The following is a 13,215-nucleotide window of genomic DNA, read 5'->3' as shown; positions in this document are numbered from 1 at the left end:
AGGGGGAGGTTTGGTGCGATGGAGGCGACTCGCCCGGCCCGACGCAGCTCGTGGATCCAGGCCGCTGGCGTGGCCGCAGTGGTCGCCGCATTCATCGCCGTGGCCGTAATCGCCGCTCCCGACACAACGGCCGCGCGGAACATGATCAACGACGCCGGAGTCTGGGTCACCAACGACACCATTCCCGCGGTGGGTCGCGTCAACACCGAGATCAACGAGCTGAACTCCGTCGTGCCGACCCCGGTGGAGAGCGCCGAGCTGGTGCAGAGCGGCCGGTGGGTCGTGTCGGTCGACCGGGACGCGGGCACGGTGACTCGCATCGAAGCCAGTACTGCGCGTCCCGTGGGGTCGCTCGCGCTTCCTGATTCTGGGGCGACGCTTGCGATCGTGGGCGACGAGCTGGTGATCGCGCCGCGGCTGGGCGGCGCGCTGCGGAGTGTTCCACTGGAGACTCTGGGGGTCGCGCGGGAAAGTTCGGCCCGTGGCATCCGCTCTGACCTCGATCTCGGACGCGATGCGGTGGTGACGAACACCCCGACAGGCGGGTTCTTCGCGGTTTCTCGCGCGCTGGGGGCGGTGCTGCGTGCCGAGCTGGGTACTCCCGTCGCTGAGGCCGACCGGGTTTCGGTGGATCTCAGGGCGGTGTCCGGGGCGATGCAGGCGGCGGCGACATCCATCGGCTGGGCCATTCTCGATGTTGAGAGCGGCGACCTCGTCACTCCCGGGGGAGTGGTTGAGCTCGGTAAGGCGTCGGGTGGCCGCGCCGCGGGTATGGCGCTTCAGGAGACGGCGGTGTTGACGGCGGCGGAGCCCGATGAGTGGACTCGGGAGTCGGTGCTCGTGGCTACCCGGGTGGAACTGCTCGAGGTTGACCTGCGCACGAACCGGGTAAGTGTGCTGAGCGGGGGGCACGACGGGGTTCCGGTGAGGCCGGTGTCGGTCGGGGGCTGCGACTTCGCCGCGTGGAGTGACGGCAGCGTGTGGCAGCGCTGCGCGGAAGACGAGTCGGCTCGCGGGTCGGACGCCGGGACGGGTTCGGGGTCGGCTGAGGGCTCGAGTGCTGGATCGACTGCGGGCTCAGGTGCCGATTCGACTGGGCGAGTGAGCACGCTTGCGGGAATGGGCAACGCTGCTCGGCCGGTGTTTCGCACCAACGCTGATCGGGTTCTGCTGAACGACCCCGCGTCCGGACAGGTCTGGGCTGTGCAGAGTGCCGGCGCGCTGGTGGACAACTGGAGCGACGAAGAGCGTGACGATGCGGCTCATTTAGCCGACGGGGCTGCTGATGCGGCCGAGGGCGAGGACTCCGAGGATTCGGACGACTCAGCGGACCCGTCGGGTCCGGACGAGGTTCCCGTGGCGGTGCCGACGGAGTTTGCGCGCCCGCGCGTCGGGCCGGGCCAACCCGCTGGGGCGAACACGTCATTCTCCACGGATGCCTCCCCGGCCGGCAACGGTTCGCCCGCGACCGTGCCCGTGCCCCCGTCGGTGCCGCAGCCGCCTGCCGCGCCCACGCCGGAGGCGAACGATCCAACACCTCCGACCCCCGGTGACGGTGAGGCCGGGGGGACCATGCCCGTCCCGACGCCGGTCACCGCCGGCCTGGACGCTCGCGATCACACCGTGACGCTCACGTGGCGTCCGTTCGGCGACACCGGCGACTCCCCGACGCTCGGTTACTTCGCCCAGAGCCTGGGCGCCGACGCCGCGCCGCCAACAGCGTGCGCGGTGCTGTCCCCGCCGTCGACCGACGTGCGCGCCCCCGCCGGGGGAGAGGTGCGTGCGCTCGGCCTGTGGACCACCGCGACATTCAGCGGCATCGCGGAGGAGGGCGCGACCTACGGATTTGTCGTCTGGGGGTACAACCGGGCGGGATGTGTGGCCAGCGAAACCGTGTGGGTGACACCACCGGTCGCGCCCGGCGCCGTGACCGTCATCGACGGTGGCATGGTCGATCTGGGGATGGAGAGGGAGTACCGGGTCGCGTCGGTGACGCCCGCGGCATCCCGCTATGAAATTCAACGTATGGACGGCACAGGAACGCCCGTCGGCCAGATCGCGGAGTTCACATCCGTGGGGATAGTGCCGCGGACCCTGACCGGGGGCGCGTTCGGGGAGGTCTACACGTTCCAGCTGCGGGCGTGCAACGCGCTCGCGGACGGCGGCGCCTGTGGACCCTGGATAACTAAGGCTGCTCCGGAGCCGTCGCTGACCTTCGCACTCAAGGACCTGGCCTATTCGCCCACCACCGGCACCTGGACCTGGGCGGCCATGCCCGACAACGGTGCTGCCCCGATGAAGGTGCGATGCGGAAGTTATTCGGGGCAGTTCGTCGGGTATAAGTTCACGTCAACGTCATGCACGGGCGACGCTGCTGCGCCGACTGGAGATGCCTTTTTACGGTTTACATCCGGAGTGAGCTCCCGCCAATTCGATTCGAAATGACGGGAGCTCCTGATGGGACCGGCTGTCGGGCCCGGCCCGTGATGGAGGCCGCTCACGGCGGCCGTTTGCCGGGCTATTCGATATCGAGGGAAGAAGCCCAGTTCTTGAAGGCTCCCAGGTCGGCACTTGTCGTGAGGTACGGGGTGTAAGTCCCCTCAAAGTCGACCTTCTCGTACAGGGTGGTGCTGCAGCCGTTGTAGGACGCGATCGACTCGAACCGGTTGTCGAACGTTCCCAGGTTGAAGTATCCGTATCCTCCGCCGTCGCAGATGATGGCGCTTGATGTGAAGTAGCTCTTGCTCGCGCCCGTCATGTTGATGTCGTCCCATCCGGTGACGAGAAGGTACGTTGCGGCGGCGGCCGTAGATGAGGCGGATGTCGGGGCGACACGTCGTTCCCCGCCTGTGCCAGTTTCGACGGCCACCACCGGGTTGCCGGTGACGAGTTCGATCTGCTCCTGCACGTCGAGCGAGGCGTCGAAGCATCCGGTCTCTCCGGTGTCGACATCCTCCCAGCAGGATTGGGCGGGGGCGGATGCCCCGGCGGAGGTAGCGGCGGTGGCGGATACGGCGGGGATGAGCGAGACGGTCGCACCGACGAGCAGGGCGAAGGTCACGGAGAGGGGACGGTGGCGCTTGGGAGCTGTGTGAGCGGTCATGGGAAAAGTAAAGCGCCCAGCTCTTCTGCCAAGACGTACGCAAAGTGAAGTTTGTCTCGTCTTTGTTGGCCTCTCCTTCGCTCAGGCGACTCCGAGTGAAGGCCGAGCAAACACCGGCGCCTGCAGGGTAACGAACACAAAAAAGCGCCACATATATAAGGAACGAATTTCCGCGATCGTGGTGCGCAAACGCTTGTTTTCTGTTCCATCTTGCGCCGACTTGGACCGAGTGCAGAGTCGCCTGCCGAGTGCGGTACAGTCCGACTGATGAACGGGGCAGGGGACGAGCGCCTGGTCGCCGCCGCCGTGCGCGGGGACGAGCGGGCCTTCGCCGTACTGTACGACCTGCACGTCGATCAGGTCTACTCGCAGGCCATGGCCGAGCTACAGAATCCCGACGACGCGCAGGAGGTGACGCAAGAGGTGTTCGCTATCGCATGGCGCAGACGCGCCAAGGTGCAGCTCGTCGACGGGTCGGCGCTCACCTGGCTGCTCACCACCTGCCGCAACGTGACCGCCAATCACCTCCGCGCGCAACGCCGTCGGCCCGTCATCGGGCTGATCGAAGAACGACCGCCTACGCTTGCCGATACTGACCGGGTGGAGGAACAGGTTGACTCCCGACGCCTGATGGAGCGAATGGAGCGGGCGGTGATGGCAATGCCCGACCTGGACCGCGAGGTGTATCGGGCGATCATCCACCGCGAGCTCTCCTACGAGCAGACCGCTGCGGCCCTCGGAATCTCCGTGGCCTCGGTGCGCAAGCGACTGAACCGTGTTCGCACCCGCCTGCGCAAGAGCGTCGGGGGTGAGTTGTGAACGAGTCATCCGACCTCAGCGGCTCGTCAGATCTGACCGGCTCGTCCGACCTCAGCCCCGAGCGCCGCGCCGCCATGCGCGGCTGGGTACTCGACTACGTCGACCGCCGCCAGCGGCGCAAGCGGCGTCTGACCGTGGTCGGCGCGGGCGCGGTCGTGCTCACGACCCTGAGTGCCGCGGGCTGGGTGGTTGTGGCGTCCCAGCACGTGCAGGAGCGGCAGGTCTTCTGTTACGCCGAACCGAGCCTCAGCGCCGAGATCGCCGAGGGCGAGCGCTTCAGTGGCGACGCGCTCGGCGACCCCCGCGAGTACGCCGTCGCGATGTGCGCTGAGCTGTGGCGGGTGGGTGTGCTGGGTCAGACGACGCCGTCGACGCCCCCCGCTGGGCCGGCCGGGTTCGCCGTGCCCGAGCTCACCCTCTGTGTACGCGCCGACATGTCGCTGGCCGTGTTCCCCGATGCCCCCGATGACTTCTGCGTCGGCGCCGGGCTGGGCGAGTAGCCACCTACCTCCCCCTGCTTTGACCGCCCGGGCGTCTCTACCCGGGCTCGGATAAGGCGCTCGACGGCCCGTCCGAACGTCGCTATTTCCGGCCGCGCGGCATCGTTACCCCCTGCACAAAGAGTTCACCGGTTGGATGAGAATCTCTCCTAAACGATTCGCCACAGCGTCAGACGCCAAGGGGCGCTAGGTCCTCATTCGGCAGCAATACTCGTTTCCGGGGCAGAAACTCGCCCCGCCGCCACCCGAGCACAGCAGTCCATCGGGAGGCAATCGCCGGTCTCTGTCACGTGATGCATCAGCTTGAGGGATGCGCGGCAGGACCATCCAAGGGGGCACGCCGCATGAGTCAGAACGACACCATCCAGCGCTCGGCCGCTACCGGGGACCGCTCCCGGTACGCGGACGATGGATCGCTGGATGACGCGCTCACGGGTCTCGGCGTCGACGCCGACCCGAGCGCGTCGGGGGGACCCGGGGCGTCCGGCAACGGCGCGGGCAACGGTGTCGGCGGATCGGGCAACGGCAGCGGCTCTACGCCGGCCAAGCCCGCCGCCGACACCGAGAAGCGCCGCAACCCCGCCACCGCCCGCGGCTGGCAGGACGTGCTCTTCCGTTCTCTCGCCCGCAGCGCCGGCGCCGTCGTGCTCGGCATCATGGGCCTGGTCGGGCTGTTCCTGGTGGTGCGCGGGTCGGAGGCGATCGGTTCGGCCGGGCCCTCCTTCCTCACCGAGCAGTCGTGGGAGCCCAACTCGGGCACCTTCGGTATCGCCGCGGTTCTCTTCGGTACCGTCACGATCGCCCTCATCGCGATCGTGGTCGCGATACCCCTGGCCCTCGGCTCCGCCACCTACATCTCCGAATACGCGCCGCGCAACATCAAGGGCTTCCTCACCGGAATCGTCGACCTGATGGCGGCCATCCCCAGCGTGGTCTACGGCCTCTGGGGCGTGTTCTGGCTCGAGGCCAACGTGCTGCCGGTCTCCCAGTGGATCTCCACCTTCTTCGGCTGGATTCCGATCTTCGCCGTCGAGGACTTCGACGCCAACAACCCGCTCGCCACCCCGACGGTGTTCACTGCCAGCGCCCTGCTCGCCGGCCTCGTGGTCGCCATGATGGTCGCGCCGATTGCCTCGAGCATCATGCGCGAGGTTTTCAGCCAGGCTCCCCTCGGAGAGCGCGAGGGTGCGCTTGCCCTCGGATCGACGAAATGGGGGATGATCCGTTCCGTTGTGTACCCGTTCGGCACCGGAGGCATCATCGGCGGAACCATGCTCGGCCTCGGGCGAGCACTGGGAGAAACTATCGCGGTCTACCTGGTCATCTCGCCCGTGTTTATCATCCAGCCCAACATCCTCGCCACCGGCACCAACTCGATCTCGGCATTGGTGGCCCTGCGGTATGGCGAAGCGTCGCCATTCGAACTCTCCGCACTGATGGCCGCCGGTCTTGTGCTTTTTATCATCACCATGATCGTCAACTTCGGTGCGTCGATCATCATCAGCCGCTCCCGTTCGGGCGCATCGAGCGAGGCCTAGGACCATGACCATCGAAGACACTCGCACCAGCGAGGCTGGCGCCGCGACCGGCAGCCGTCACGCGGGCGCCGCGGCTCCCGGGCGGCGCACGGTGCTGCCTGCCCTATCGTCGGGCGCGCGGCATCCCACCCGTCCCGAGGTGCGACGCAACCTCGCCTCGATCGGGCGCGACGACGTGCTGCGTGTACTCGGTGCGGCCGCCGCGGGCATCGCGACCACGTCGTGGTTGTTCACCCAGATCGTCGCGTTCGATGGTGCGCTGCCGTTTGTGCTCATCAGCTACGTGCTGTTCCTCGGATACTTTGTGGTGCTGATCAGTTTCGACGATAACCGGGTGACCATCATCGACCGCGTCGCGAACGTCATCATTCACTCGCTCGCGGTGGTGCTGATCCTCGCGTTGATCGTGGTGGTGGTGTTCACCGTCATCCGCGGCTCCGAGGCCCTGTTCCACTTCAACTTCTGGACCCAGGACCTCTCCACGGCAGGCCCGCTCGACCCGCTCACCACCGGCGGCATGCTTCACGCGGCGATCGGTACCCTGATCATGATCGCGTTCGCGCTCACCTTCTCGATTCCACTCGGCCTGCTGTGTGCGGTGTTCCTGTCGGAGTTTCCGGGCAAGTTCAGCCGACTGGTGCGCACCGTGGTCGAGGCGATGACCGCGCTGCCCTCGATCATCTGTGGGCTGTTCATCTACGCCACCTACGTGCTGATGTTCGGGCTTGACCGGTCGGGGTTCGCTGCATCGCTGGCGATCACGATCATGATTCTGCCGATCATTATCCGCAGCGCCGACGTGGTGCTGCGTTTGGTGCCGGGCACGCTCAAGGAGGCGTCGCTCGGGCTCGGCGCCGGGCAGTGGCGCACCATCTGGAACGTGGTGCTGCCGACCAGCCGGTCCGGGCTGATGACGGCGATCATCCTTGGCACCGCGCGGGGGATCGGGGAGACCAGCCCGGTGCTGCTCACCGCGGGCTACACCACCTACATCAACATGAACCCCTTCACCGGGCCGATGGTGAGTCTGCCGTTCGCCACCTTCACCCTCGTGAAGTCCCCCGAGCCGTCGCAGATCGCCCGCGGCTTTGGCGCGGCGGCGGTGCTCATGGTGCTCGTCTTTCTCCTCTTCCTCATCGCCCGGCTGATCGGCGGGCGCGGGCCCGGCCAGCTCTCGCGGCGGGCGCGGCGGCGGGTAGCGGCGGCGTCGATTCGTGACGCACAGCGCTACACCCAGCGCTCGGCAGTGGGTAACCCGAGCGCCGGCGGCACGGCTTCGCACGGCGGCGGGCACAGCCCAGAATCTCTTCAGCAGACAGGCAGTGGACACAAATGAGTACCACCAGATTCAGCGGGCTTCGGGCGGTAATCGCCGCGATCGGCGTCGCCCTCCTCGTGGTCGGCACGGTGACCGCCGGGCCAATATCTCGGGCCGAGGCGGCGGGAGAGCCGGGTGTCGCGCACGTGCCAATCCAGGGCGGAGGCTCGACCTGGTCGGCCAACGCGCTGCAGCAGTGGATTCGTAACGTGTGGACGAACAAGCAATGGAAGATCACCTATGACGAGTCTGGCTCCACCCAGGGCCGCAACGGCTTTAACAACGGAACCCTCGACTTCGGCGTAAGCGAAATCCCCTACGCCATTGCCAACAGTCAGGAAGCAGACCGGCAGCCCGCCCGCGGGTTCGCCTACATGCCGATCGTCGCCGGCGGCACCGCGTTTATGTACAACCTGCAGATCGGCGGCAAACGGGTCACCAATCTGCGGCTGAGCGGGGAAACGGTCGCCAAAATTTTCACTGGCGTCATCGCGCAGTGGGACGACCCGGCGATCAAGGCAGACAACCCTGGGCTTGCCCTCCCCGGGGTTCCCATTGTGCCGGTGGTGCGCTCCGACGGTTCCGGGGCGACCGCGCAGGTGAGCATCTGGTTGCGCGAGCAATACCCGGCAATCTGGGACGCGTACTGCGGCAAGGTCGAGCGACCGCTTATCAACGGTCACTGCGGCGTCACCTCCAACTTTCCCATTGTGCCGAGCAGCAGGTTCGTCGCGAAGGCCGGCTCCAATGGAGTCGCCGGCTATGTGGCGCAATCGGCCGCGGTCGGGGCGATCACGTTTGTCGAGTACTCCTACGCTCTCAGCTCCGGGTTTCCGGTAGCGAAGCTGCTCAACAGTGCCGGTTACTACACCGAGCCCACCGCCGGCAACGTGGCGGTGGCACTGCTGCAGGCGCAGATCAACGAAGACCAGTCCTCAACGAACTATCTCACCCAGGACCTCCGAAACGTGTACACCAGCGGTGATCCCCGCAGTTATGCGCTGTCGTCGTACTCCTACATCATTCTGCCCACCAAGGAGGAAGCGGGTTTCACCCGCGACAAGGGCCTGACGCTGGCCGACTTCGGCGCCTATTTCCTCTGCGAGGGGCAGAACCAGGCGGAGACCCTCGGCTACTCACCGCTGCCCATTAACCTAGTGCTCGCCGGCCAATCGCAGATCCAGAAGATTCCGGGCGGCAACCCCGCGATCACCGGCCCGGAGAACTGCAACAATCCGACATTCTCCCCCGATGGCAGCAACAAGCTGACCGCGACCGCGCCCTACCCGCAGGAGTGTGACCGGCAGGGTCCCGCGCAGTGCGTGACCGGCACGGGTGGCGCCAAGGACGAGTCCACGTCAAACACCGGCGGCGCGAGTGGCGCTGGTGGAACGGCCGGGGGCGCCGCAGGCACGGCGGGTGCGGCGGGTACTGCCGGTGCGGCCGGAGCAGCCCAGTCCGCGGCGGCCGGCACCGGAGCCGTCGCGGGTGCCGCGGGCGCGGCAGGGAGCGCCGAGTCACTCGGCGGGGACGCCGCCGCGGTGTCCGACTCGGCCGAAGCAGTGCTGGTCAACGCCACCCCGCAGACGATTGCCCAGGCCGGGCTCGGGCTCACCGGCGCCTTTATCACCGCAGCGTCGGGTCTCGTACTTCTCGCATTCGCGGCCCTGCCTCCCCTGCTCAGCAGGCGCCGCAGCCGTGCAGGCCTCCTGCCCCACGCGCCCGCACTCAACTCGAGGAAGACCCGATGAAGACATCTCTCACTCGCAGCCGCAGCGCGGCCGAACCGCGCCCACCCCGCCGCCTAGCGGTGGCTGCCCTCGCCCTGGCTGCCGCCGTCAGCACCCTCACCCTGAGCGCCCCGGTCGCTACCGCGGAGGCCGCCGAAGAATCGGCGATCACGGTGAAGTGGGCCGGCGGCAACGCGAACGAGCTGCAGCAGTACCAGCCCGATCACGCCGCGCTTAAGGACAACGGCAGCGGCCACTATGACGACTTCAAGGATCTTCAGATTTCGGTGTCGAAGACAACCGAGTTGCGGACTGAGGCTGTGGAGGTGACGGTCTCCGGTTTGGATGGCACCTCCAATCCCGGTGGTGGTGGTGACTTCGTGCAAATGTTCCAGTGCTGGGGCGCAGATCCCCTTGCTGTCGATTTCAAGGAGACCTGTCAGTTCGGCAGCTGGGATAGCGCTTCAGGTTTTCCGAAAGCGCAAGCCTCGGTCGAAGCCGCCGGCACCCTCGCGTTCGACCGGGGAACAGTTCCTGGGTCAATTCCTGGGACCACCGCTCCCGTGCCGTTTCGCAGCGTGACGGGTTCGGTGAGTGAGCCTTACAACGTCGAAACGTCTCCCGGTATCGTCGAGAAGCAAAACGGGATCAGTGCCTTTTACACCCCGTCCATCTCGAATGAGATCCCGCATGGCTACCTCAACGCCTCGGGCTCCACCACGATCCCCTTTGAAGTGCAGTCCGCCGCCGCACAGCCTCACCTCGGCTGTGGGGACCGTTCATCGCAGGCCGGGGCGCGGTGCTGGTTGGTCGTAGTACCGAGAGGGAAGCACTCCGGTGAGCTTGCCGTCGGAACGTCCGATTGCACTAAGTTGGCCACTCACCCGATTCCCTTCGGGAAGAAGGGGGGACAGTCCGCTTCCCCCATGTCGCCGTCATGCAGCTTCTGGCAAGATCGGCTCGTCGTTCCCCTCGACTTCTCAGACGCCTACGCGTCCTGCCCCGTGGCAGCGGCCGAGCGACGCATTATCGGCAGTGAACTCGCGGTCGACGCAATTAGCTCCTGGCAGTCGACCCTCTGCACAGGCGGGAACGCGGCCACCTTCAACCTCACCACAAGCGCCGGCCGGGTGGTGCGCGACCAGCTGCTCACCGGTCAGGCGTCATTCGCACTGACTAACAAACCCCTCACATCCGCAACCGTCAACGTCGAGAACGTCGAGCTGCTCGCCGACGCCGACCTGCGCTACGCACCGGTGATCAACACCGGTTTCTCTATTGGATTTATCGCCGACACCGGCACGGTCAAGTATGACGAGATAAAATTAACCCCGCGGCTGCTCGCGAAGACGCTAACGCAGTCCTATAAAACGCAGCTCCCGCGGTTCAGCCTGAGCTATTCGCCGGATCCCGAAGCGACCTACATCAACGATGGTCGCCCGCTCACGATCGCGGGAGACCCGGAATGGATAAAGCTCGGTAATCCCGCACTCGGAAAGAACGAGCCCTTCCTGGTCACCTCGGGTCCCGCTGGTGATGACGCAATCGGCGCCTTGTGGTCCTACATCCGCTCCGACGCAGATGCCCGCGCGTTCCTGCAGGGCGAAGCGGATCCGTGGGGTATGACCATCAACCCGAACTACCTTCCGACCACCAACGCGAAGGCGTTCCGTGGGGGGCTACCGTACGACCTGGCGAGCGATGAGTCGGTCGACATGTTTCCCCTCGCCGACCAAACGGTCATCGATTTCCCCGGACTGACCGCCGATGTGGACTCGGTAGCCTGGGTTCCGCAGGCCAGCAGTCTTTCCGGCACCGCAACGCGAATCTTTCGGGCCGACATGCAATTCGTAGATACTCACGATCCGATGAATACGGCGGTCTTCGTTCGCGCTGCGCCGACGCTCCGTGGTGTCGGGGGATCTCGCATCGTTCTGGGGCCGATTACAACGGGCGACGCCGCCCGGCTCTCCCTCTCTACCGCCAGCCTTCAGCTGCCCAGCGCGTCGCCCGTTTTTGACACCAGAACGCCGTTCCTCGAGGAGCTGCACTTCGTGAGCGCCACTCCGGAGGCGCTCGCCAAGGGAGTGGAAGCGCTCACTGTTGACCCGGCCACCGGCACGGCGCAGATGGACTTCGGCGGCCTCGCCACCGACGCGTATCCGCTGGCGATGACTCTCAGCGCGGCGGTCAACCTTAACGCGCTCGAGTTGGACGCGGCCGCGCGGGCCGACTACTCGCACTTTCTGAGATACGCGGCCGCAGGTGGGCAGGTGCCCGGCGATCTGCGCGGGCAGCTCCCCGACGGGTTTGTGCCCCTGTCGAGCAGCCAGAAGGCAGCGACACTCTCGCTCGCCGATACACTCGTGGCTGCTCCGACGTCAGACCTAGTGCCCGCCTCTCCTCCCGCGGTGCAGGTGACGACACACGTGGCGCCGGTGACGGTCGTGGCGAACACGCCGAACAGGGCGAACCCGGTCGCGGCAAGCGGGACAACAACGCCGACGGCCCTCGCCGCTGGCGGGCCGACCGTCTCGAGCGCGGAGGACACGCTCGATGCGTCGCCTACGGCAAGCATCGTCGGATCCAGCGCGCTCGGCGGCTCGCTGATCGCGGGGGTCGCTGGACTTCTTTGCTCGGTATTCCTCCTCAGACGGAGGTCCCTCGGATGATCCGTCCCCCAGCTACTTCACCGGTTACCGCCCCTCGGCCGGAATGAAGGAGCCCCCCACCGCAGCTTTTGCAGGAAGCGGTGAGGGGCGAGGCAAGACCCTAGAGGGCAAGTGAAACACAATAACAGAAAGTTGAATAAATTGTCTACTTCGACAAAAAAGAACCGTCGTTTCGCGAAGGCACTCACCGCCGCGGGCATGTCCGTTGCCGTTCTCGGCAGCGGACTGGCATTCGGCATCGTGCCGGCCTCGGCAGACCCCGTCGGTGACCCGGCCAACCGCGCCATTGTGGGATTCGGTTCGGACACCACCCAGGACGTGCTGAACGGTTTGTCCCAGGTAGTCGTTAACGACGACGGGATCAAGACGATCGGTTCGTGGAACGCGACCGGTAGCAGCACCGTCACACTCGCTTCGGGCAAGACGATTCCCCGCCCGAACGGTTCGAGCGCGGGCGTGGCCGCTTTGCGCGCGGCGACCACCAGCACGGCCTACCCCGCCGGGGGAACGGTCTTGGCCCCAGCCGACATCCAGTTCGCCCGCTCCTCCAGCGCCGCGACGTTCCGCGCCGACGGCACCGGCACCTACACCTACATTCCGTTTGGTGTCGACGCCGTGTCCTTCGCCAAGGCACCGACGTCTGCAGTTCCGTCCGACATCGCGCTGGGCGCAACGGTTGGTCAGAACAGCGACTCTGACAGCAACGAGGACCTGACACTGAAGAACATCTACAACGCGACCGACGGCGAACTGCTTGAGGTTGGCACCAGCGGTGTGCTGGTGAAGGTGGGTCGTGCCGGTACCGGTGCGGCTATCGTTCCGTTCGTACCGCAGTCGGGTTCGGGCACCCGCACCTTCTGGGCGACGACGCTTCTCGGTTCCTCCACAGCGGTATTCGGTGGCGCGGTCGCCGACAGCTACACGTTGGCCGGAGCGTCGAAGCCCGTACAGGAGCACGACGGCCAGGTGACGGTCGATGTCACCAACGCGATGGTTCCGTTCTCCATCGCGCAGCACATCGCGCAGGGCAAAGAAGCAGCCCTCGAGGCCAGCTACCAGATTGCTGTCGCTGACCGTCGCCGCGGTGCCGTGCTCGGCACCATCGGTGGCGTCGCGACGACGAACACCAATGGAACGCTGAACTCGGCATTCCCGATCGCTCGCCCGGTGTTCAACGTGGTGCGCACCGCTGACATCGCCGCGCTCAGCAGCACGTTCGTGAGCGGACCGGATTCGGTCTTCGCTGCCAAGGCGACGCCGACCTCGACCACGTCAACGATTGAGGACTTCGGTTTCGGTCTTCTCCCGCTGACCGTGGGCGGACGCACCTACACCGCTGGCCAGACCGACCTGCGCGTCAACTAGTCAGTACATCGGCTAGCAATCCCAATACCGGCGATCTCTGACTCCCGGTAGCAACTGAAATGAAGTCTGGGGTGGGTGGTGCTCGCACCGCCCGCCCCGGATTCCACCCGACATCCACCACAGCCCAACGCGCGTCAACGCGCTCTTTCCCAGGCTTCCTCCCGCTTCGC

9 protein-coding genes are annotated in these 13,215 nt (G+C 66.3%); 8 read left to right on the top strand and 1 reads right to left on the bottom strand.

Going from position 1 to position 13,215, the window contains the following annotated elements:
- The first annotated feature begins 18 nt into the window (after nucleotides 1–18).
- A complete protein-coding gene (locus tag B0I08_RS10330) occupies nucleotides 19–2,445 on the top strand; it encodes a hypothetical protein (RefSeq protein WP_106212528.1) in 2,427 nt (808 codons plus the stop codon).
- Between the two features lie 73 nt (nucleotides 2,446–2,518).
- Here the strand turns inward: B0I08_RS10330 and B0I08_RS10325 are convergent, their stop codons facing one another.
- Entirely contained in the window at nucleotides 2,519–3,103 is a 585-nt protein-coding gene (locus B0I08_RS10325) for a hypothetical protein (RefSeq protein WP_106212526.1), read from the bottom strand.
- Between the two features lie 267 nt (nucleotides 3,104–3,370).
- Here B0I08_RS10325 and B0I08_RS10320 point away from each other — a divergent pair, with 267 nt between their 5' ends.
- From B0I08_RS10320 to B0I08_RS10290, 7 genes are all read left to right on the top strand, one after another.
- Nucleotides 3,371–3,922: an RNA polymerase sigma factor gene (locus B0I08_RS10320; protein WP_106212524.1), complete on the top strand. Its 552-nt coding sequence runs from the start codon at nucleotides 3,371–3,373 to the stop codon at nucleotides 3,920–3,922.
- The gene (locus B0I08_RS10315) at nucleotides 3,919–4,422 is read left to right on the top strand and encodes a hypothetical protein (protein ID WP_106212522.1); all 504 of its coding nucleotides are present in this window, start codon (nucleotides 3,919–3,921) and stop codon (nucleotides 4,420–4,422) included. The genes B0I08_RS10320 and B0I08_RS10315 overlap by 4 nt, the downstream gene beginning before the upstream one ends.
- A 344-nt stretch (nucleotides 4,423–4,766) precedes the next feature.
- Entirely contained in the window at nucleotides 4,767–5,960 is a 1,194-nt protein-coding gene (gene pstC / locus B0I08_RS10310) for a phosphate ABC transporter permease subunit PstC (RefSeq protein WP_245884750.1), read from the top strand.
- Between the two features lie 4 nt (nucleotides 5,961–5,964).
- Nucleotides 5,965–7,296 (top strand): phosphate ABC transporter permease PstA, encoded by a 1,332-nt coding sequence (gene pstA / locus B0I08_RS10305; protein WP_106212520.1) that lies wholly within the window; start codon nucleotides 5,965–5,967, stop codon nucleotides 7,294–7,296.
- On the top strand, nucleotides 7,293–9,029 hold the full coding sequence (locus tag B0I08_RS10300; protein WP_106212518.1) for a phosphate ABC transporter substrate-binding protein PstS: 1,737 nt from the start codon (nucleotides 7,293–7,295) through the stop codon (nucleotides 9,027–9,029). The genes pstA and B0I08_RS10300 overlap by 4 nt, the downstream gene beginning before the upstream one ends.
- The gene (locus tag B0I08_RS10295) at nucleotides 9,026–11,680 is read left to right on the top strand and encodes a hypothetical protein (RefSeq protein WP_106212516.1); all 2,655 of its coding nucleotides are present in this window, start codon (nucleotides 9,026–9,028) and stop codon (nucleotides 11,678–11,680) included. The genes B0I08_RS10300 and B0I08_RS10295 overlap by 4 nt, the downstream gene beginning before the upstream one ends.
- A gap of 141 nt (nucleotides 11,681–11,821) precedes the next feature.
- Nucleotides 11,822–13,045, top strand: a complete 1,224-nt coding sequence (locus B0I08_RS10290; RefSeq protein WP_146134386.1) for a hypothetical protein — start codon at nucleotides 11,822–11,824, stop codon at nucleotides 13,043–13,045.
- Nucleotides 13,046–13,215: the final 170 nt, after the last annotated feature.

The sequence above is a fragment of the Glaciihabitans tibetensis genome, from assembly GCF_003003265.1.
Classification (GTDB): domain Bacteria; phylum Actinomycetota; class Actinomycetes; order Actinomycetales; family Microbacteriaceae; genus Glaciihabitans; species Glaciihabitans tibetensis.
The sequence above is the reverse complement of the archived record's forward strand: the minus strand, read 5'-3'. Positions and strand labels throughout refer to the sequence as shown.